12 protein-coding genes are annotated in these 20,021 nt (G+C 32.7%); 10 read left to right on the top strand and 2 right to left on the bottom strand.

The window, feature by feature from the left end:
• Positions 1-122 precede the first annotated feature (122 nt).
• Positions 123-1,724 carry a class I SAM-dependent methyltransferase gene (locus tag H277_RS0104205; protein WP_019974329.1) on the top strand — a complete coding sequence of 534 codons (1,602 nt, stop codon included), beginning with the start codon at positions 123-125 and terminating at the stop codon, positions 1,722-1,724.
• A gap of 71 nt (positions 1,725-1,795) precedes the next feature.
• Here the strand turns inward: H277_RS0104205 and H277_RS0104200 are convergent, their stop codons facing one another.
• Together H277_RS0104200 and H277_RS0104195 are read right to left on the bottom strand one after the other, a co-directional pair.
• Positions 1,796-2,812, bottom strand: coding sequence for a tetratricopeptide repeat protein (locus H277_RS0104200; protein ID WP_019974328.1), 1,017 nt, complete (start codon positions 2,810-2,812; stop codon positions 1,796-1,798).
• 219 nt (positions 2,813-3,031) lie between these two features.
• A complete protein-coding gene (locus H277_RS0104195; RefSeq protein WP_019974327.1) occupies positions 3,032-5,773 on the bottom strand; it encodes a M16 family metallopeptidase in 2,742 nt (913 codons plus the stop codon).
• Between the two features lie 122 nt (positions 5,774-5,895).
• Between H277_RS0104195 and H277_RS0104190 the strand changes: the two genes are divergently transcribed.
• From H277_RS0104190 to H277_RS0104150, 9 genes are all read left to right on the top strand, one after another.
• Positions 5,896-8,310, top strand: coding sequence for an alpha-ketoacid dehydrogenase subunit alpha/beta (locus tag H277_RS0104190; RefSeq protein WP_026357401.1), 2,415 nt, complete (start codon positions 5,896-5,898; stop codon positions 8,308-8,310).
• 83 nt (positions 8,311-8,393) lie between these two features.
• Positions 8,394-9,650 carry a type IX secretion system plug protein gene (locus H277_RS0104185; protein ID WP_019974325.1) on the top strand — a complete coding sequence of 419 codons (1,257 nt, stop codon included), beginning with the start codon at positions 8,394-8,396 and terminating at the stop codon, positions 9,648-9,650.
• Positions 9,651-9,680: 30 nt separating this feature from the next.
• A complete protein-coding gene (locus H277_RS0104180) occupies positions 9,681-12,320 on the top strand; it encodes a DEAD/DEAH box helicase family protein (protein ID WP_019974324.1) in 2,640 nt (879 codons plus the stop codon).
• A gap of 81 nt (positions 12,321-12,401) precedes the next feature.
• Positions 12,402-13,391, top strand: a complete 990-nt coding sequence (locus H277_RS18590; protein WP_019974323.1) for a hypothetical protein — start codon at positions 12,402-12,404, stop codon at positions 13,389-13,391.
• Positions 13,388-15,949, top strand: a complete 2,562-nt coding sequence (locus H277_RS0104170) for a hypothetical protein (protein ID WP_019974322.1) — start codon at positions 13,388-13,390, stop codon at positions 15,947-15,949. Before H277_RS18590 ends, H277_RS0104170 begins: the two co-directional genes overlap by 4 nt.
• 62 nt (positions 15,950-16,011) lie before the next feature.
• Positions 16,012-16,728 carry a DUF1003 domain-containing protein gene (locus H277_RS0104165; protein ID WP_019974321.1) on the top strand — a complete coding sequence of 239 codons (717 nt, stop codon included), beginning with the start codon at positions 16,012-16,014 and terminating at the stop codon, positions 16,726-16,728.
• Positions 16,729-16,851: 123 nt separating this feature from the next.
• Positions 16,852-18,480 carry an L-glutamate gamma-semialdehyde dehydrogenase gene (gene pruA / locus H277_RS0104160; RefSeq protein ID WP_019974320.1) on the top strand — a complete coding sequence of 543 codons (1,629 nt, stop codon included), beginning with the start codon at positions 16,852-16,854 and terminating at the stop codon, positions 18,478-18,480.
• Between the two features lie 60 nt (positions 18,481-18,540).
• A complete protein-coding gene (locus tag H277_RS0104155) occupies positions 18,541-19,470 on the top strand; it encodes a cation diffusion facilitator family transporter (RefSeq protein WP_019974319.1) in 930 nt (309 codons plus the stop codon).
• A 9-nt stretch (positions 19,471-19,479) separates the two neighbouring features.
• Positions 19,480-20,007, top strand: a complete 528-nt coding sequence (locus H277_RS0104150; RefSeq protein WP_019974318.1) for a hypothetical protein — start codon at positions 19,480-19,482, stop codon at positions 20,005-20,007.
• The last annotated feature ends 14 nt before the right edge of the window (positions 20,008-20,021 follow it).

Below are 20,021 nucleotides of genomic sequence, written 5' to 3'. Positions count from 1 at the left end.
AATGAAAACCTCATCATTTGATGAGGTTTTCATTTTTATTTTAGCATCCAAAATTTTAGATTATTGTTCACTTATTTTTTTCACAATAATCAATATATTTATAGTAGAAAAAATCAACCAAAATGGATAAAAAATATTTGAGATCGTTAATTTTTAGACATCTCGATGGTTTGGTGACAGCTCCGATACTGAACGCTTTGGCGAGTAAAGGTATCCTGCATTACATTGTAGAGCACAAAACACTGGTGTTGGATCAGTTAACAGAGGAGTTTCAAACGAATGAAGGTTATTTGAATGTGGCTTTACGTGTTTTGGCTTCTCAAAATATGTTAGAATACAGTGTAGACAATGAAAAAGAAATTGTCGAAATTCAAACGACTAAATATTCAGACCGGGCGTTTACAAACATTGATATTTACCACGATTTAGCTGTTTTTTTAGCAGAGGATGAGGTCATACATCAACATGATTTTTCGGATGAGTTTTGTAAAAAATGGGTCAAATTATTTGACAAATACAAAACATATTTGATGACAAGTGATGAGAAAGAATTTCTGGAAAAACCGCTGCATTATCAGATTACAAAACACATTGAAGGCGCTTTGGTAGGACCAATTATTGTTCGAATGGGTATGAGCGGATTGTTTCATAAATATTTTATGGAAGCATCATTTAATCCGGATGAGTTTCATAAAAATCCTCAAGCTTTTGAAAAAATATTGGAAAGACTGTCAGAATTGGGATGGTTTACGAAACATGAGAAAAACTATAAGTTTACAGAAACAGGATTGTTCTTTGCACGAAGAGCAACTTCTTATGGTGTAACAGTATCTTATTTACCGATGTTTGCCAAGTTGAACGATTTACTGTTTGGCTCTCCAACAAAATTAAGAGAAATTGCAGCAAATGAAGACGAGCAACATGTCAATCGAGAAATGAATGTGTGGGGCAGCGGAGGTGCGCATTCCACATATTTTAAAGTAATAGACGAATTTATTATTGATATATTTAATCGACCAATTGAAGAACAACCGAAAGGTATTTTGGATATGGGATGTGGAAATGGAGCATTGTTACAGCATTTATATGATGTGATAGAACGTCAAACTTTGAGAGGAAAGCATTTGGACGAATATCCTCTTTTTCTTGTAGGAGCAGATTATAATCAAGCAGCTTTAAAAGTAACACGTGCCAATTTGATTAAAAATGATATTTGGGCAAAAGTTATTTGGGGAGATATTGGTGATCCGGATCGATTGGCAACTGATTTGAGGAATGATTATTCAATAGAATTGAGCGATTTGCTAAACATCAGAACATTTTTGGATCATAACAGAATTTGGGAAGATGTAAAAGAAGTGAAGACAACTAGAGTGAGTTCGTCTACAGGAGCTTTTTCATTTAGAGGAAAAAGATTGTCGAACAATGATGTCGAACAAAATTTATTGAATCACCTCAAAAAATGGGCACCTTATGTAGAAAAGTTCGGGTTGTTGTTAATTGAGTTGCACACAATTGCTCCGGATTTAACCGCGAAGAATTTGGGGAATACACCAGCTACAGCTTATGATGCAACACATGGATTTTCGGATCAATATATCGTTGAAGTGGAGGTGTTTCATCGAATTTGTCAAGAAACAGGATTGGTTCCTGATAAAACATTGTTTAAAAAGTTTCCAAACAATGAATTAGCTACTGTAAGTATCAATCTTCTTAAACGATAAAAAATTAAAATTAAATCATAAAAAAACTCAGCATTTGCTGAGTTTTTTGGTTAGTCTTGTAATATGAATAATTAGTTTAGGGTTATTTTTGCTTGACTAATTTTAAACCCATTCTCATATACATTGAATGTGTAAACTCCTTTTTGGAATTCTTCATTTTCCCAATCAAAAGTTATATTTTTTGTTTGTCCATTTGTATAATTGAAGTTGATTGCATCAGAAAAATTTACCGTATCTCCGGATCTCAATTCAATTTGTCCTCCTTGCGCATTTCCATATCTTCCTAAAGTTCCATCAGGATTATAGATGGCAACATATAATTTTTTATCACCAGATTCTGTTCTGGAATTACGGTCAACGTCAAAAGAAACACGAATTTTATCAATGCGTTTTGCACGTGTTTTTTCCACTTCTTTTCCACTGTTTCTTACACGAATTCCTTTTATTTGTTGATTAGAAACTGATAAGGTAGAACTTAATTCGTTTATTTTTCCTTTAGAAATCGTGTTGTCTTTTTGACGAACATTCTTTTCAGTTTCGTAGTTGTATGTTAATTCTTTGTTGCTTTCTTTTAAATTGTTGTTATCAGTTGTTAAAGCAGAATTTCTATTGTTTAAATCTTCTACATTGCGTACAAGAATTGCATTTTCTTTTTGTAAACGAGAAACTTCAGATTTATAGTTTTTTACACTGCCTTCTAAATCAGCGATCATTTTACGTGCACGGTTCATTTCATCTGCCGTAGGATTATCTTTGTCTAAAATCTCTTGAATATCTTGATTCTTTAATTGAATCATATTTTCTTTATCTCCTAACAAATTATTACGATCCTCTATACGAGCTTTGTATTGTGTATAGTCGTTTAAAATCGAATCATATTGTCTACGAATCTGATCTTTCTGACCAGTCTCATTTTTAAGGATTTGAGAATTCAGAGATTCATTCTTTTCTAAATTTCCTATTTGATTTGCTTGATATATGTTGTAACCAACACTTCCTGCCAATAAGATTCCTACTAAAGCTAAAGGTACTACTAAACCATTTTTACCTTTGCTCGTTGGTTGATTGTTGTCTTCTAATCCTTGCATATAAATTATTATTTAAGGTTAAATATTTTTTTATTGGTTTAATGTTAAGAAATTATAATGCCAAAAACTTTCGATTATGTTAAAAGATAAGTTTTTTAACATAAAATTTTACATTTTGGACTGGAAATGAATAATAATACAATTATTTATTCATAAAAAAATATAAAAAAAGCTTCAGATATTTCTGAAGCTTCTTTTATAATTGGATGAAATGAAAGATTATTTTTTATCAAAAGTTCCGGTATAAACCGATGTCAATTTATCTAACGAAATATATTTTTTGAAAACTTCATTTACTTGGTTCACTTGAAGCGCATCGACTTTTTTCTCCAAGTTATCAAATTCATCAAAATTAACTCCGTTCAATAAATAGCTATTAGATAATCCTAATAAAGTACCATCCATACCTAAAGAAGTATTACGGCTATTTTTCCAGCTTACAATATTTGTTTTTAATTCTTCTGCTGTAAATCCGTCTTTTAATGCTTTTGAAACTTCTTCTTTTAACGCTTTTTCAACAGCTTCACGTTTTGTAGGGTTCAAGAAAGCATAATACCCCCAAGAAGCAACGTCATTTTTAGGTTCATTAGGAATAGAAACATAAGAACCTGCTCCGTAGCTGATTCCTTCTTTCTCTCTTAATCGCATAGGAATACGGGCAGACAAGAAACCGCCGCTTCCAATCATTTCATTCGCCATTACCATTGCTGGATAATCTGCACTTTCACGATTCATCTTGAAATTAATGGCTCCAACAGCAGCAGCATTTTCTTTGTCGGCGATATTGTAAATCTTATCCTCTTTTTTAGTTGCTGTAAATGTTGGGTAGGCTTTTTCGTATTTCGATTTACTGTTCCACTTCCCAAACGTTTCATTTAATAATTTTTCAATTTTAGCTTTGTCGTTTGTTCCGATAACTGACACAACACCATTTTGAGCACCTAAAATATTTTTATAGAAATGAACTAGATCTGCTTGTTTCACTTTTTTCAACTCCTCTTTTAATTCATTGAAAGAAGCGGTATAGAAAATAGAAGATTTAGGATAATTAGAAGTTAAACGACTAATTTCATTGAATGCTAAAGCTTGCGGATCGTTTGTGTTTGCATCTAAATAAGTGACATATTCTGTTACAGCTTTGTTTAATTCTGCTTCAGGGAAAGTAGGCTCTGTAATGATTTGGCGAACAATATCCATTGTTTTGTCTAATGAATTTTTGTACGTATTAATGTTTACAGTTAAAGTTTGACCACTAAATCTAAATCCAACCGAAGATTTTAAAAGATCTAATTGATCTTTGATCTGCTCTTTTGTAAGATTTTTTGTTCCAGCAGTTAATAACTGAGCAGTTAATTGGCTGATCATTCCTTTGTCTGCCAAATCTTTTTCATTTGAAACAGGTAAATTAAATGAAAGAATGACTTTTTCACCTTTAATTTCTTTGTCAATCATTCCATATTTTAGCCCGTTGCTTAATTTTCCTTCGGCATAATGAGCTTTTAGGTTCTTGATAGAAGCTTCGAAAGGTTTAGCTTCTTTTTCCGCAGCACGACCTTTGTAATTAGAAACCAATTCAGTAATCTGATTATTGGTTAATTCGTTTGGTTTTACACGAATTTCGTCTTTTGTCGGAATAAAAGTTCCCACTGTTCTATTGTTTGCTCTGAAATATTTTTCAGCAACACGTTTTACATCCTCTTTTGTGACTTTTTCAATATTATCTCTGTACAAGAACCCTAAACGATAATCACCGGCTCCAACAATTTCTGTTAAATTGACCGCATAGTTAATCGTATTGTTTTTTTGATTTTCGATGTTTTTGATGATGGCAGCCTTTGCACGTTGTACATCTTGGTCTGTGTAATTGATCGTTGCAACTTTGTCCAATTCAGCACGAATATCATTTTTGGTTTGTTCGATATTTTTCTCTTTTGGAATTTCAGTTCCTATATAAAAAAAACTTGCATCACGAACTTCCGGGCTATAAGCCCAAATAGAAGCAATTTTATGTGTATCGACTAAAGATTTGTATAAATACCCTGATGGATCTGAAGTTAAGATATTATTTAAAACATCTATTGCTGCATAATCTTTGTCGCTGTAAGCTGCAACGTGATACATCACGCCAACAGATTGAGAGTCTCCGGCACGTTTTACTTCTACAAATTTTTCTCCATCTTGTGCAGGCTCTGCTGTTAAAATTTCATCTAAAATACGCGTAGGTTTTGGAATTTTTCCAAAATACTGATTGACATAATCGATCGCTTTTTTCTCATCAAATTTTCCGGCTACAATTAAAGTGGCATTATCCGGCTGATAATATTTTTCATAAAATTTACGTAATTGAGGAGTTTTTACACGTTCAATATCTTCTTTTGAACCAATGGTTGATTTTCCGTAATTGTGCCATAAATAGCCAGCCGAAATTACACGTTCCATCAAAACACTAGATGGATTGTTTTCTCCAATTTCAAATTCATTTCGAACGACAGAGAATTCTTTGTCCAAGTCTTCTTGTTTAATTGTCGCATTAATCATACGATCAGCTTCCATCTCTAAACTCCAACGCAAGTTTTCGTCAGAAGAAGGAAAAATTTCATAATAATTTGTACGATCATAATAAGTTGTACCATTCGCTGCTCCTCCTTTATCAGATAACATTTTTTTGATATCACCAAGATTTTTTGTCGATTTGAATAACATATGCTCTAATAAATGAGCCATTCCCTTTTCGCCATATCCTTCATGTTTTGATCCAACGTTGTAAACAATGTTTACCACCATATTACTCTGCGATTGATCCGGAATTAATAAAACTTGCAAACCATTCGGTAGTTTGTATTCTTTAATTCCTTCCACTTGCGTAACAAATGTTGCAGTTTGGTTTTTAGTTTGAGCTACAACATAAGTTGTAGAGCCTAATGTGAAAACAAGGCATAAACTCAGTAAAGTTTTCTTCATACGTTTAATTTTATACTAGTTTTTATTGTTGACAATTCTTATCTAATTCATTAGGTAGACGTAAATTGTATGGTGTAAGTTACAAATCTTTTGTTAAATTTGTGATGCAACAAACAAAAGAAATGGAAACAAAAGAGGTAAATAAAATTACTTTCGAAGAATTTAAAAGCCAAATCATTAATGATTATAAAACAGCTTTTATGTCTCGTGAAGTAAGTCTTTTAGGAAGAAGAGAAGTACTTACAGGGAAAGCTAAATTTGGAATTTTTGGTGATGGAAAAGAGTTACCTCAAATTGCAATGGCAAAAGTATTCAAAAATGGAGATTTCCGTTCCGGGTATTATCGCGATCAAACATTTATGTTCGCAATTGGTCAATTAACGGTTGAACAATTTTTTGCACAGTTATATGCTTTAACAGATTTAGAAAAAGAGCCGTCATCCGGAGGTCGTCAAATGACTTCTCACTTTGGAACTCGTTCATTAAATGAAGATGGTTCATGGAAAAAACTAACAGAACAAAAAAATTCGAGTTCAGATATTTCTCCAACAGCTGGTCAGATGCCACGTTTGTTGGGATTGGCACAAGCTTCTAAATATTATCGAAATATTCCTGAATCAGATACAGAACAACAATTTTCTGTAAGTGGAAATGAAATCGCTTTTGGAACAATTGGAGATGCAAGTACATCTGAAGGACATTTCTGGGAAACAATAAATGCGGGAGGTGTATTACAGGTACCAATGATTGTTTCGATTTGGGATGATGGTTACGGAATTTCAGTTCCTGCAAAGTTTCAACGTACAAAATCGAACCTTTCCGAATTATTATCTGGTTTCGGAAGAACAGAAAATGAAAGAGGGTATGAAATTATTACTGTAAAAGCCTGGGATTATCCAGCATTAATAGAAGCTTATACGCGTGCAGAAAGATTTGCCCGTGAGCATCATATTCCATGTATTGTACACGTACAAGAATGTACACAGCCACAAGGGCATTCAACTTCCGGTTCACATGAACGTTATAAGTCGGAAGAGCGTTTGGCGTGGGAAAAAGAATTTGATGGAATTGCAAAATTCCGTGAATATATATTAGCTTTTTCAGATCATTCGGAAGCAATTATTTCTGCAGAAGAGTTGGATCAAGTAGAGGCAGAAATAAAAGCAGAGGTGAAAGCTTCTCAAAAACAATGTTGGGAAGATTATTTGAATCCAATTTTAGACTTGAAAAATCAAGCATTGGATGTACTAAATAAAGTTGCGACAGAAAGTGCCAATGGAGCATTTATCAACATTGAGATTAATAATCTTAAAGCAAAGAAAAGCCCGTTCAAACGTGATGTTTATGGAGCTGTTCGTAAAGTTATACGTCTAACAAGACAAGAAAATTTAAGTTCCAAAGGGGAATTACTTTCTTGGTTGGAAACGAAATTGAAAAGAGAAGAAGAAATCTATTCAACAAAATTAGTTTCTGGTTCTGCAACACAGGTTCCACAAGTACAACCTGAATTTGGAGACAATCCTGAATTAGAAGACGGTCGTGTAATTGTTCGAGATAACTTTGATAAAATTTTCGAAAAATACCCAAAAGCGTTAGTTTTTGGTGAAGATGCCGGTAATATTGGAGATGTCAACCAAGGTTTGGAAGGTCTTCAGGCAAAATACGGAATCGATCGTATTTCAGATACGGGAATTCGAGAAGCTACAATTTTAGGACAAGGAATTGGTTTAGCAATGCGGGGCTTACGTCCAATTGCTGAAATTCAATATTTAGATTATATCCTTTATTGTTTACAGGGGATTTCTGACGATTTGGCAACGGTTCTTTATCGTTCAAACGGAGGACAGAAGGCGCCTGTCATTATCAGAACGCGTGGCCACCGTTTGGAAGGTGTATGGCATTCAGGTTCTCCAATGGGAGGAATTTTGAATTTGGTTCGTGGAGTGAATGTGTTAGTCCCTCGCGACCTAACAAAAGCAGCAGGTTTCTATAATACATTAATGCAAGCGGATGAACCAGCAATTGTGGTGGAGAGTTTAAACGGTTACAGATTGAAAGAACCTGCACCTAAAAATATCGGAGAGTTTACAACACCAATTGGTGAAGTAGAAATCACCAAAGAAGGAAAAGATATTACATTGTTAACTTATGGTTCTACTTGGAGAATTGTAATGGATGCAGCGAAAGAATTGGAACAATTGGGAATCTCTGTTGAGGTGATTGATGCGCAGTCGTTATTGCCATTCGATATTCAGGCTGATGTAGCGAAAAGTTTATCAAAAACAAATCGTTTGGTCATTGTAGACGAAGATGTTCCCGGAGGGGCAAGTGCTTTCTTGTTACAAGAAATTATCGAAAAACAAGGAGGATACTTTACATTAGATAGTGCACCGTTGACAATCACAGCAAAAGCTCATCGTCCTGCATATGCTACTGATGGTGATTATTTCTCAAAACCTTCTGTAGATGATATTACAGAGCAAATTTATGAATTGATGCGTGAAGCAAAACCAAATGAATTTCCTGCATTGTACTAAAAAATAAATTTTAAAGTTATATAAGCGTATGTTCTTTTTAAAAAGACATACGCTTTTTTGTATTTTTATAAATCAAAATAATAATGAAAATGAAATTCTATTCGATTATATTATGTCTTTTGATGTCAATTGTTTTTGGACAATTTCAGGATGTGAAACCTCCGAAAAATATCAAAACGGTCCAAATTTTTAATCCGCAGACAAACGATAATACACCCATTATAAGATTAGGTTCAGGAGAAAGGTTGTTTTTTCTTTTTGATGATATCAATGCAGGTTATAAACGTTACCAGTATTCCATTGAACATCGAAATGCCGATTGGTCTGAATCGAATATATTTCAATCTGAATTTCTAAATGGCGTAAATTCAGATTATGCCCGAACGTATAAAAATTCGTTCAATACTTATCAGAAATATACCAATTATCAAATTCAGTTTCCGAATGAACAAATGAATGTTAAATTGCCGGGGAATTATGTGTTGAAAGTTTATTTAGAAAATGATTCAACCCCTATCTTTACAAAACGTTTTGCCATTTATCAGCCAATTGCAGATGTTGGTGTAATGGTTTCTCGTTACAATAATCCAACGGTAAAAGAATTCAACCAACGTTTGCAGATTCAGGTCGTAAGCGGGACACAAAATTTGACAGAAGTTCCAGATGGTGCAAAATTGTTTTTGATGAAAAATAACAATTGGAATGAAGGGTATTTTATCGATCGTCCTTCTTTTTCAAGACCAAATCAGTTGACATATAACGGTACAGATATCTTGTTTGCAGGTGGAGCGGAGTACAACTGGTTTGATAATAAAAATCTAGAAGTCCCGAGTTTAACGACAGAAAAAACATTCAGAAAAGACAGTGTTTACCATACAGTTTTACGGGTTGATATCCCAAAGTATAATTTACCTTATGATGATTACCCGGATATTAATGGGAACTTTTATATACGGAATAATCGTTACGGAAATGAATATGCCGCAAATTCTGAAGCAGATTATTCATGGGTTTATTTTGCATTAGATGCTTTCGAGGATCAAAATGGCTTGTACGAACCTTATGTGGTAGGTGCTTTTAACAATTGGAATATCGATGAAAATTCAAAGCTAGAGAAAGATGAATCCGGACTTTGGGTAACTGAATTATTCCTGAAACAAGGGTATTACAATTATCAATATGTCGTTAAAAATACAAAAACAGGAAAGGTTGATCCTTCTTATGTAAGTGGAAGTTTTTGGCAAACGGAAAATCAATACCAGGCTTTATTTTATTATAGACCTTGGGGGCAACGATACGATGTTTTAATGGGATATGGCACTGGAAATTCGAGAAGATAACTGAATTTCAAATTTTTTGAGTTTCAAATAATGAGTTTTACCAACCAACCAATCAAATTTAAATACAATTGGCGCGGTTATCAACAACGAGTATTACATGAATTAGAAATTCATTTAGAAGATGCTCATCTTCATGTTGTTGCTCCACCGGGGTCCGGAAAAACGGTTCTGGGATTAGAAGTTATGCTTCGAATCAATCAGCCCACATTGATTTTAGCTCCAACATTGGCTATCCGCAATCAATGGAAAGATAGGTTTATTGAACTTTTTTTGAAGGAGGAGGAAGTAAATTGGATTTCGTTGGATATTCATCAACCGAAGTTTCTTACCATCTCAACTTATCAAGGGTTACATGCATCTGTAACAAAAGATGAACAAGTCTTGTTGAATCTTCTAAAAGAGAAGAATGTCAAAACATTGATTGTAGATGAGGCGCATCATTTGAAGAATGAATGGTGGAAAAGTCTGAATAAAATAAAGTCTGAATTAACACCTAAGATTGTAGCACTAACTGCAACTCCGCCATTTGATGTTTCAAAGGAAGAATGGAACAGGTACTTAACATTTTGTGGAACGATAGATTGTGAGATTACTGTTCCGGAATTAGTTAAACAAAAGGATTTATGTCCTCACCAAGATGTATTAATTTGTTCTTTTCCGACAAATTTTGAAAAAGAGATCATTTCTAAAAATCTTGAAGAAGTAGAATCTTTTTTTCAGGAAATCAAACAAAATAAATCCTTATATGATTTTGTTTTAGAATTAGATTTTGTAAAAAATCCAGCAAGTTGTTTTGATGAAATTTATGCAGATTTTGAAGCGTATGCTGCATTTATTATTTATTTGAAATTATTTGATACACCAGTTGACTTTCAACATTTGGATCTTTTGGAAAATGAACGGATAGATTTTCCTCCTTTTAATTATTATTGGGCAGAATGTATGTTTAATTATCTTTTGTTCAAAAAGGAATCGTTTTACGTGGAACATGAAAAATTCTTAAAACCTTTTCATTATCATCTCAAACGAATAGGGGCGATCAATCAGAAGAAAGTGACATTACATTATAATCAAAAAATTAAAAATTCGTTGATTAATAGTGTCAAAAAGATAGAGAGTATAGCTGATATTGTGATGTCAGAATATAAGCATTTGGGTGAAAATCTGCATATGGTTATCTTGACGGATTATATAAGAAAAGAATTTTATTCGACTAATTTAGTCAATGACGCAAGTAAAATAAAATTAGGCGTTTTTCCGATTTTTGAAAAACTCCGAAATTTAACTCCTGAAATTGTACCACATCTTGCGATTATTACCGGATCTATGGTCATTGTATCAAAAACAATTCTTCCACAAATAGTTGTTCATTTTAAAGATCATGTAGAAGCTATACAATTCAAATCGGTCATGTTTGATGATAATTTTTTTGAGGTTGTGGCAGAAGGTCATTCCAGAGGAAATTTATTGAGCGTTTTAACAAAATTATTCAATGAAGGTTTTATCAAAATAATCATCGGAACAAGAGCATATCTGGGAGAAGGATGGGACGCTCCCAGTATCAACAGTTTGGTTTTAGCAAGTAATGTAGGATCTTTTGTGACATCCAACCAAATGCGTGGAAGAGCCATCCGCGTTGATTCTAATCGACCGGATAAAGTAAGTAATGTATGGCATTTGGTTACATTGAATTTAAATGAAACAGATGGAGGAGCGGATTTAGATAAAATGAAGCAGAGGTTTGAGGCTTTTGTTGGAATTTCTCAAAAAGAGGATATTATTTCGAATGGGATAGGACGATTGAATCTTCCGGAAGAGTTGACGGTTAATTCAGTGGAAAAGTATAACGAAAATGCAATACAATTCAGTAAAGATGATGAGAGGATTAGAGATTCATGGAAAGTTTCTATAGCAGGAGGAACAAAATTAGACAATGAATTAAAGTACTTTTATGATGGAGAGAAAGAGTATGATTTTTCAAAACATTTATATTATTCGAAGTCGATAAAAAACATCACAACAAGTTTAATGATCTCTTTAAGCTCTTTTATTGTTTTCTTTTTCGAAGAAAGTATTCGAACACTTTTATTCTCGATGTCGAAAAGAAGCTTTCTTTCGACATTGATTTTTCTATCAACTGTCGGAGTTGTCTACTTCGGGTTTAACTTTTACCGAAACATCAAACTTTATATTCAATACCGAGATATTACAAAAGATTTTCACAAAATAGCAATTGCGCTGTTTAATACGTTACAGCATTTTAATTTATTATCAACTGATTTAAAGATTGAAAATATTTTAATGACGGTTGATAAAACAGGAAATATTTCCTGTAGTTTACTAGTTGGGACAACTTATGATAAAGCAATCTTTTTAGAATCTTTGGAAACAATTTTAAATCCGATTGATAATCCACGGTATTTTATCGAACGAAAAAGCGAATTGATGACTCTTTTCAAACAAAGAGATTATCATTCGGTTCCTGAAATTATAGGTCAACACAAGAAGAAGGCAGAATACTTTCATCAACAATGGCTACAAGTTGTAGGCGATGCAGAATTACATTATACACGTAGTTATTATGGAAGAAAGAAACTGATAAAAGCAAAAATAAAATCATTGAGTTATCAACTAAAAGAACCCATAGAGCATATCAAAAAGTGGAAATAATAATTGACTTCTTTAACTTTATCCCAAAAATCTCACTAAAATTATCTATTGTATTGACTAAATTTCTGACTAAATTTGAGTATGAAATTTTTATTCAAACGAATTATTCCTGTCCTTTTAATCCTTTTCATTGGATGCAACTCCAAAACGAAAAAATCACCAATCGATTTTTATTATTGGCGAAGTAATTATACAGTCAATGAAGCTGAAAAAAAGACTGTTGATTCGCTGAATGTTGAAAATGTGTATGTTCGTTTTTTTGATGTGGATAAAAAAGCCGGTAAAATAGCTCCAATTGGAATTATTCAGCATTTTGAAGCAACAAAATTAAACGTCAATTATATTCCAACAGTTTTTATCACCAACAGGACTTTTCTGAATACCTCTAAAGATCAAGTGAAGATTTTGGCAAAAGATGTCTATAATTTTTTAAGCGAAACTGCTGAAAGAGGACATTTGAAAAATTTCAACGAAATTCAGATTGATTGCGATTGGACGAAATCGACCAGGGAAAATTATTTTTCTTTTTTATCAGAGTTAAAACATATTTCGGGTAAAAAACTATCTGCAACTCTACGTTTACATCAAGTAAAGTTTAAAGACAAAGAAGGTGTCCCGCCTTTAGATAAAATGGTGTTGATGTGTTATGCGACCGAAAATCCTACCGATCAATCGGAAAATAATTCGATTCTAGATGTAAAGATTGCCAAAGATTACCTCAATAATCTGAATGATTATCCAATTCAACTGGATGTTGCATTGCCAATTTATTCATGGGCAATTCTGACAAATCATGTCGGAAAAATAAAGCTGATTAATTCTTTTTCGGAGCAAGATTTGATAGGAAAACCGGTAAAGAAAGTTCGAGAAGGTTTTTACGAGGTGGAAGACGATTTTTTTGTACACAATTTTTATGTAAGCAAAGGTTTTACGATAAAAGTGGAAATAATTTCACCTGAATTATTGGTAGAAACGAAATCATTCCTCGATACAAAATTAAAATACGATTATCGTTTGATTTATTATCATTTAGACTCAAAGTTTTTGAAAACAATACCAACACAATTATGAAAAAAATAGTACTTACTTTATGCTTAACGTTTGGTTTAACCAAAGTATTTGCTTGTGCTGACGGAGGAGGAGAGGATTATTATTACTACAATCTTTTTTCTCAAACATTGAGTGAAGCACCACAGTATCAGCCATTTTTGATGACATTGGATAATCCTTATTATTCAGTTGACACCAATCAGAAAAATGATAATATTTTAGAATGGGAAAAAAAGTTAGGAATTAGTTATCAACAAGCTTATCAATTGGTCTTTAAAGCATCAAAACAAGAAATTGATCAATTGGTAAAGAATGGAAAATCGACAGATAGTAAATATAATTATGCGACGACAGATTGGGTAAAAAAGAACAAACAACAACTGCTTTATTTGTCGTATGCAAAATATTTAGAACCTTATATGGCTTTCTATTACATTGATAATGGAGAATGGTCATATGTAGACCGTCCTGAAAAAAATGTCAATAATCTGAATTATAAAAAAGTATTAGATGTTCTGAAAAAAAGCTGGAATGCTGAAACAGATAAAGAACTAAAGATTCGCTATGGTTATCAATTGGTTCGTTTTGCCCATTATTTTCATGAATATAAAGATGCAATCAATTACTTCAACATGTATGTTGCGTCGCAAGGAAATAAAAATTCAATTTATTATTATGCGTTGGATCAAAAAGCAGGAGCAGAACGAGCATTAGGGAATTATATTCAAGCGAATTACGATTTCTTCGAAGTTTTTTCTCATTCAAATGATAGAAAGTTAAGTGCTTATCAATCGATGAAAGTGACAGAAGAGTTGAATTATGAGAAGCTTTTGGCAAACGCAAAAACAAACCAGGAGAAGAATGATTTGTTTTTATTGATTGGTTACAATGATTTTTCGAACCCTTTGGCTCCTGCGAAAAAGATCATTGCAAATGATGTGAATGCGCCGCAAGCACGTATATTATTTGCACGTTCAATTAATCTAATCGAGCGTGAATATTTACAACAAAATCCTGAAGATTATTATTGGAGTTCTTCTCAAGAACGAAAAAAATATACAGATTTATATTTGCCTGTAAAAACAAATGGCAATTATTACAGTAATCCCGAAGATTCAAAAGATGAAGTTCTGATCAATGAATTAATTGCTGTGGCAAAATCTCAAGCAGTAAAAGCAGATGATAAAGAATATTGGAATTTATCTGTTGCTTATTTAAACTTGTTGAACAAAAATTTTACGGAAACAAAGGATTATTTAGCAAAAGTAAATTCGAGTTCAAAAGAATTTCAACAACAAAAAAAAGTAATTGAAATATTATTGGAAATTTTTGAACAGAAGAAAATCACAGATAATTTTGAAAATCAACTGATGCAAAAATATGCGTCAATTTTGAATTATGAATATCCAAAATTACCACAAGATGTGTATGATTATTCAGCTGATGATGATCAAAAAATGAATCTGAAAAATGTGATTTTAGATGTGCTGGCAAATCGTTTTTATTTACAAGGCGACAAAGGAAAAGCTTTTCTGATTCATAATGAAATTACACAATTAGGATCTAATCCGGATTGGGCAATTATTCATGATTTGGATAAATTGGATAAAAAATCAAATAAAACTGCTTTCGAAAAATACTTGATCAATGCTAAAGTAAAATCGAGTTCGTGGGATTGGAGAACTGAAAAATTGAAAGAAATTCAGTTTAAATTGTCTGATTATTTGGCCGATTTCAAAGGAACATTGTATTTGGGTGAGATGAAATTTGATTTGGCAAAAAAAGAATTTGAGAAAATCGATCAAAAATTTCACACATCTCTAAGTTCATATTTTGAATATGATTATGATTACGAAAAAGGAAAAGAAACGAAAACATGGAAAGAAAATCAATTCGATGGATATCATAATATTCCGAAGCAGATTTTTGGATACAATAAAATAGAATGTTTTACATGCGATGAAGATCAGGTAATTGCGACACCTTATTTAAATGAATTTCAATTTATTCAACCAAAGATGTCAAAATTAGAATTAACAAATTCGATCATCGAATTGAATAAATTAGCCAAAAAGAAAACCGAAGAAGGAGCAAAAGCAAATTATTTATTAGGAAACTTTTATTATAATACGACAACTTTAGGTTATTACCGTTATTTATTGACATTTGACCGAAACAATGAAAATGGTCCGAAGTTTAATAATTATGGAGGAGAATACGAAACAACAAATAATTTCTTTTATAAAAGCTTTGGTTGGGGAGGAAATTATGTCGATAATTTTTCACCATCAGAAACCTATTTGAAGAAAGCGTTTGATCTGGCTAAAGATAAAGAAATGAAAGTGCAGATTTTGTTTGCTTTATCAAAGAACGAACAAGGACGTTTTTATAATGCAAAAGATCCGGTTTTAATGCGTTTATATGAAAATCAATATGATAATGAAGATAAGATATTGGCCTATAAAGTAGCAAACTATCGATCTAATTTTAAAAATTTGAAACAATATGCTGATACAAAAGCGTATCAGGAAATTAAATCAAATTGCAACTATTTTGATTATTATACCAATAATTTTTAACAAAAAACGCTCTTAAATTTAGGAGCGTTTTTTGTTACAACTTTTAAGTTAAACAGATACTTATGAAATGTTTTGTTACTCAGAAAACAATCAATCCGTACGAGGCTGTAAAAGGAAAAGAAATTCAGCACGAGATTTTTAGATTGATTCAACAGGATTATCCAAATTTTACGGAGGAGGATTATGTGTCAATTCAGGAATTGAATAAATACCGGCGTCAATTTTTTGCCAGCTTAATTTCGCAGGAAAAAGGAGAAATGGAAAAGTTGGATCAAGATGTAATGGAAGCGATTCGGAATAATTCTATTCTTTCTGAAAATATAAAAGAAGATGCTATAAAACCCTTGACAGCCGGAGATAGGATTGCAGATAAAGTAGCTTCTTTTGGGGGAAGCTGGACTTTTATTATTTCATTCTTCGTTTTTTTAGTGGCTTGGATGCTTCTTAATTTTTGGATGCTTCATAATAAAGGTTTTGATCCTTATCCTTTTATTTTACTCAATTTAATTTTATCCTGTTTAGCAGCTATACAAGCGCCTATTATCATGATGAGCCAAAATAGACAGGAAGACAAAGATAGAGACCGAGCAGAACATGATTATAAAATTAATCTGAAAGCAGAATTGGAAATTAAATTACTCAGTGAAAAAATAGACCATCTGTTGGTGCATCAAAACAAAAAGCTTTTAGAAATTCAGGAAATGCAAATTCAATATTTAGAGAATATTGAAAAACAAGTGATACACACAAAAGATAAAAAGGGAAAACCTGAGAATTAGGTAATTTATTTTACAATAACCTGATATAAATGAAGCTTTTTCTAATTGTTAGAACTGAGATTGTTTTCATTTATTTTTTGTAATTTTGAAACTCGAAAAATATAAACAAACAAAATAATCAAGATGTCAAAATCATTTGCTCAAATTCCTCAAGCTGTTAACGAAGAGGTAAAATCATATGCTCCTGGTTCGCCAGAGCGTGCGCAATTATTAGACGCATACAAAAAAATGTTTAATGAGGTAACTGAAGTTCCTCAATACATTGGTTCTGAAGAGATTTTCAGTGGAAATAAGAAAGAAATTCGTCCTCCGCATGATCATCAAAAAGTTGTGGGTTACTTTCACGAAGGAACACAAGAAGATGTGAAAAAAGCGATTGATACAGCTTTGGCTGCAAAAGAAGCTTGGGTAGCAATGCCATGGGAAGACAGAGCCGCGATTTTCTTGAAAGCAGCTGATTTAATTGCGGGACCTTACCGAGCGAAATTAAACGCTGCGACAATGATTGGTCAATCTAAAAATGCAATGCAGGCAGAAATTGATTCAGCTTGTGAGTTGATTGACTTTTTGCGTTTCAATGTACAATACATGACCGAAATTTATGCAGATCAGCCGATTTCTTCTCCGGGAATTTGGAATCGTGTAGATTATCGTCCATTAGAAGGATTTACATTTGCCATTACACCATTTAACTTTACTGCAATTGCTGGTAACCTACCATCTTGTATGGCATTAATGGGGAACGTTGTTGTTTGGAAACCTTCTGATAAACAAACTTTGGCTGCTAAAGTAACAATGGAAGTTTTCAAAAAAGCAGGTTTGCCAGATGGTGTAATCAATATGATTTTAACAAGTGGTGCAGAAACGGCAAAAACTGTTTTAGAACATCCTGATTTTGCAGGTTTACATTTTACGGGTTCTACGAAAGTTTTTAATACATTATGGAAACAAATCGGTGATAACATCGATAAATACAGAACTTATCCACGTATCGTAGGTGAAACAGGAGGAAAAGATTTCGTAATGGTTCACAAATCAGCTTGTCCAACAGAAGTTGCTGTAGGATTAGTTCGTGGAGCATTCGAATACCAAGGACAAAAATGTTCTGCGGCTTCTCGTGCTTATATTCCATCTAATTTATGGAATGAAGTTGAAAAACAAATGAAAGAAATGTTGGCAACTGTGACATTAGGATCTCCGGAAGATTTCTCTAATTTTATGACAGCGGTTATTGATAAAAATTCTTTTGAAAAATCGAAAGCATACATTGATCGTGCAAATGCATCTTCAGAAGCTGAAGTTGTCATTGGAGGAACATATGATGATTCAGTTGGATATTTTGTTCAACCAACAGTTATTAAAGCAACAAATCCTAAATATGAATCAATGGTAGAGGAAATCTTCGGACCTGTCTTATCTGTTTATGTTTACGATGAAAATGAATTTGAAGCAACTTTAAAATTAGTTGATGAAACTTCTGCGTATGCTTTAACAGGTTCAATCTTTGCAAAAGATCGCGCTGCTGTAGAATTCGCTTCTAAAGCATTGAAAAATGCATGTGGAAACTTCTACATTAATGATAAACCAACAGGTGCAGTTGTAGGGCAGCAACCATTTGGTGGAGCTCGAGCTTCTGGTACAAATGACAAAGCAGGTTCTGCAATGAACTTGTTACGTTGGACATCTGTTCAAACAATCAAAGAAACATTTGTTCCTGCAAAAGATTACAAATATCCATTCTTAGAAAAATAAATTTTTCAAGATATAAATTTAGAATAAGCCTTACATTTGTAGGGCTTATTTTTTTTTGTAATGAATGATAATTCGGAAAAAGCAATTAAAGCTTCAATTTTTAGTATTATAGGAAACGCTTCTTTGGCTGGAATTAAGTTTTTAGCAGGTTATTTTGGAAATTCATATGCACTTATTGCCGATGCAATCGAATCTTCAGCTGATGTTTTTTCATCCATATTTGTTTTTTTCGGACTAAAATATTCTTCTCGTCCAGCAGATGAAAATCATCCTTATGGACATGGAAAAGCAGAAGCATTAATTACATTTTTGGTTGTGACATTCTTAATTGTCTCTGCAATTATTATCGCAAAAGAAAGTATCACGAACATTATTACGCCTCATCATCAACCAAAACCATTTACCTTATTGGTTTTAGGAGGGATTATTTTGTTTAAAGAATTGTCTTTTCAATATGTAATGAGAAAAAGTGTCGAAACCAATAGTTCGTCCTTAAAAGCAGATGCCTGGCATCATCGTTCGGATGCGATTACTTCTCTGATGGCATTTATTGGAATTTCAATTTCATTAGTGATGGGACCTGGTTGGGAAGCTGCGGATGATGTAGCTGCGCTTTTTGCATCAGCGTTTATTTTATACAATGCCTATAAAATTCTTCGTCCTGCACTAGGAGAAATTATGGATGAGCAGTTGTATGAAGAAGAAATAGAAGAAATAAGAAAAATAGCTTCTCATGTACCAGGTGTTATGGCTACAGAGAAATGTAACGTCCGTAAAAGCGGAATGAATTACTATGTGGATTTACATGCAATTGTTGATGGGTCTATTTCAGTTGTGGAAGGGCATAAAATCAGTCACGATTTGAAAGACGCGGTACAAGCAGAAATGCCTCAAGTAAAGGATGTATTGGTACACATAGAGCCTACGTTTGTTTCGGTAAGAGATTATTTTCGAAGTCATCACATTGAAGATAAACGAGTAAAGGAATAATTTTATTTTATGAAATATGTTGGAGTTTTCATTATGTTGTGTTCTTTTTTCGGTTGTAATCTTTCCACAACAGAAAATAATAGGAATAAAACAAATTATGGAAAGATTGATGATTCGAATTTAAAATTGAAGTTTGGAGATATTATTTCATTTGATGGATCTAATATTAATGCAATTGTAATTGATATTATTAATGAAAATGATCAATATTACTTTGGAATATCTTTTATGATTGATGATCAAATTTTCGGAAGAAGGATCCCAGAAGGTTTTGATGGCGATTGTGTCGACTTGATAGATGTTATTTATGTAAAAGAAGATATTTTTACTGATAAAATTCAAATTGTAAAACCTGAAATTTTAAATTTTAATAAAATTGAAATAGGTGCATATGGTTATGTTAATAATTATGAGGAGATTTTAAGTGATTATACAGTAGGAATTGAACGTCTAAAACTAAGACAAACACCGTGTACAAGCTTGACTGAGTTAAATCCGGTTTATGAACAATATTTTCATATAAATCAATTTAAATAAAAAGAGAAGCAAAA

The sequence above is a fragment of the Empedobacter brevis NBRC 14943 = ATCC 43319 genome, from assembly GCF_000382425.1.
In the GTDB taxonomy this organism is placed as follows: Bacteria; Bacteroidota; Bacteroidia; order Flavobacteriales; family Weeksellaceae; genus Empedobacter; species Empedobacter brevis.
Note: the sequence above shows the minus strand (reverse complement) of the source record. Positions and strands in the feature narration are given on the sequence as shown.

Bases quoted from the DNA above. Each gene is read 5' to 3' on its own strand.
- H277_RS0104190 (WP_026357401.1), top strand. From the start codon at position 5,896: ATGGAAACAAAAGAGGTAAATAAAATTACTTTCGAAGAATTTAAAAGC.
- pruA (WP_019974320.1), top strand. From the start codon at position 16,852: ATGTCAAAATCATTTGCTCAAATTCCTCAAGCTGTTAACGAAGAGGTA.
- H277_RS0104155 (WP_019974319.1), top strand. From the start codon at position 18,541: ATGAATGATAATTCGGAAAAAGCAATTAAAGCTTCAATTTTTAGTATT.
- H277_RS0104170 (WP_019974322.1), top strand. From the start codon at position 13,388: ATGAAAAAAATAGTACTTACTTTATGCTTAACGTTTGGTTTAACCAAA.
- H277_RS0104165 (WP_019974321.1), top strand. From the start codon at position 16,012: ATGAAATGTTTTGTTACTCAGAAAACAATCAATCCGTACGAGGCTGTA.
- H277_RS0104195 (WP_019974327.1), bottom strand. From the start codon at position 5,773: ATGAAGAAAACTTTACTGAGTTTATGCCTTGTTTTCACATTAGGCTCT.
- H277_RS0104185 (WP_019974325.1), top strand. From the start codon at position 8,394: ATGAAAATGAAATTCTATTCGATTATATTATGTCTTTTGATGTCAATT.
- H277_RS0104150 (WP_019974318.1), top strand. From the start codon at position 19,480: ATGAAATATGTTGGAGTTTTCATTATGTTGTGTTCTTTTTTCGGTTGT.
- H277_RS0104180 (WP_019974324.1), top strand. From the start codon at position 9,681: ATGAGTTTTACCAACCAACCAATCAAATTTAAATACAATTGGCGCGGT.
- H277_RS18590 (WP_019974323.1), top strand. From the start codon at position 12,402: ATGAAATTTTTATTCAAACGAATTATTCCTGTCCTTTTAATCCTTTTC.
- H277_RS0104205 (WP_019974329.1), top strand. From the start codon at position 123: ATGGATAAAAAATATTTGAGATCGTTAATTTTTAGACATCTCGATGGT.
- H277_RS0104200 (WP_019974328.1), bottom strand. From the start codon at position 2,812: ATGCAAGGATTAGAAGACAACAATCAACCAACGAGCAAAGGTAAAAAT.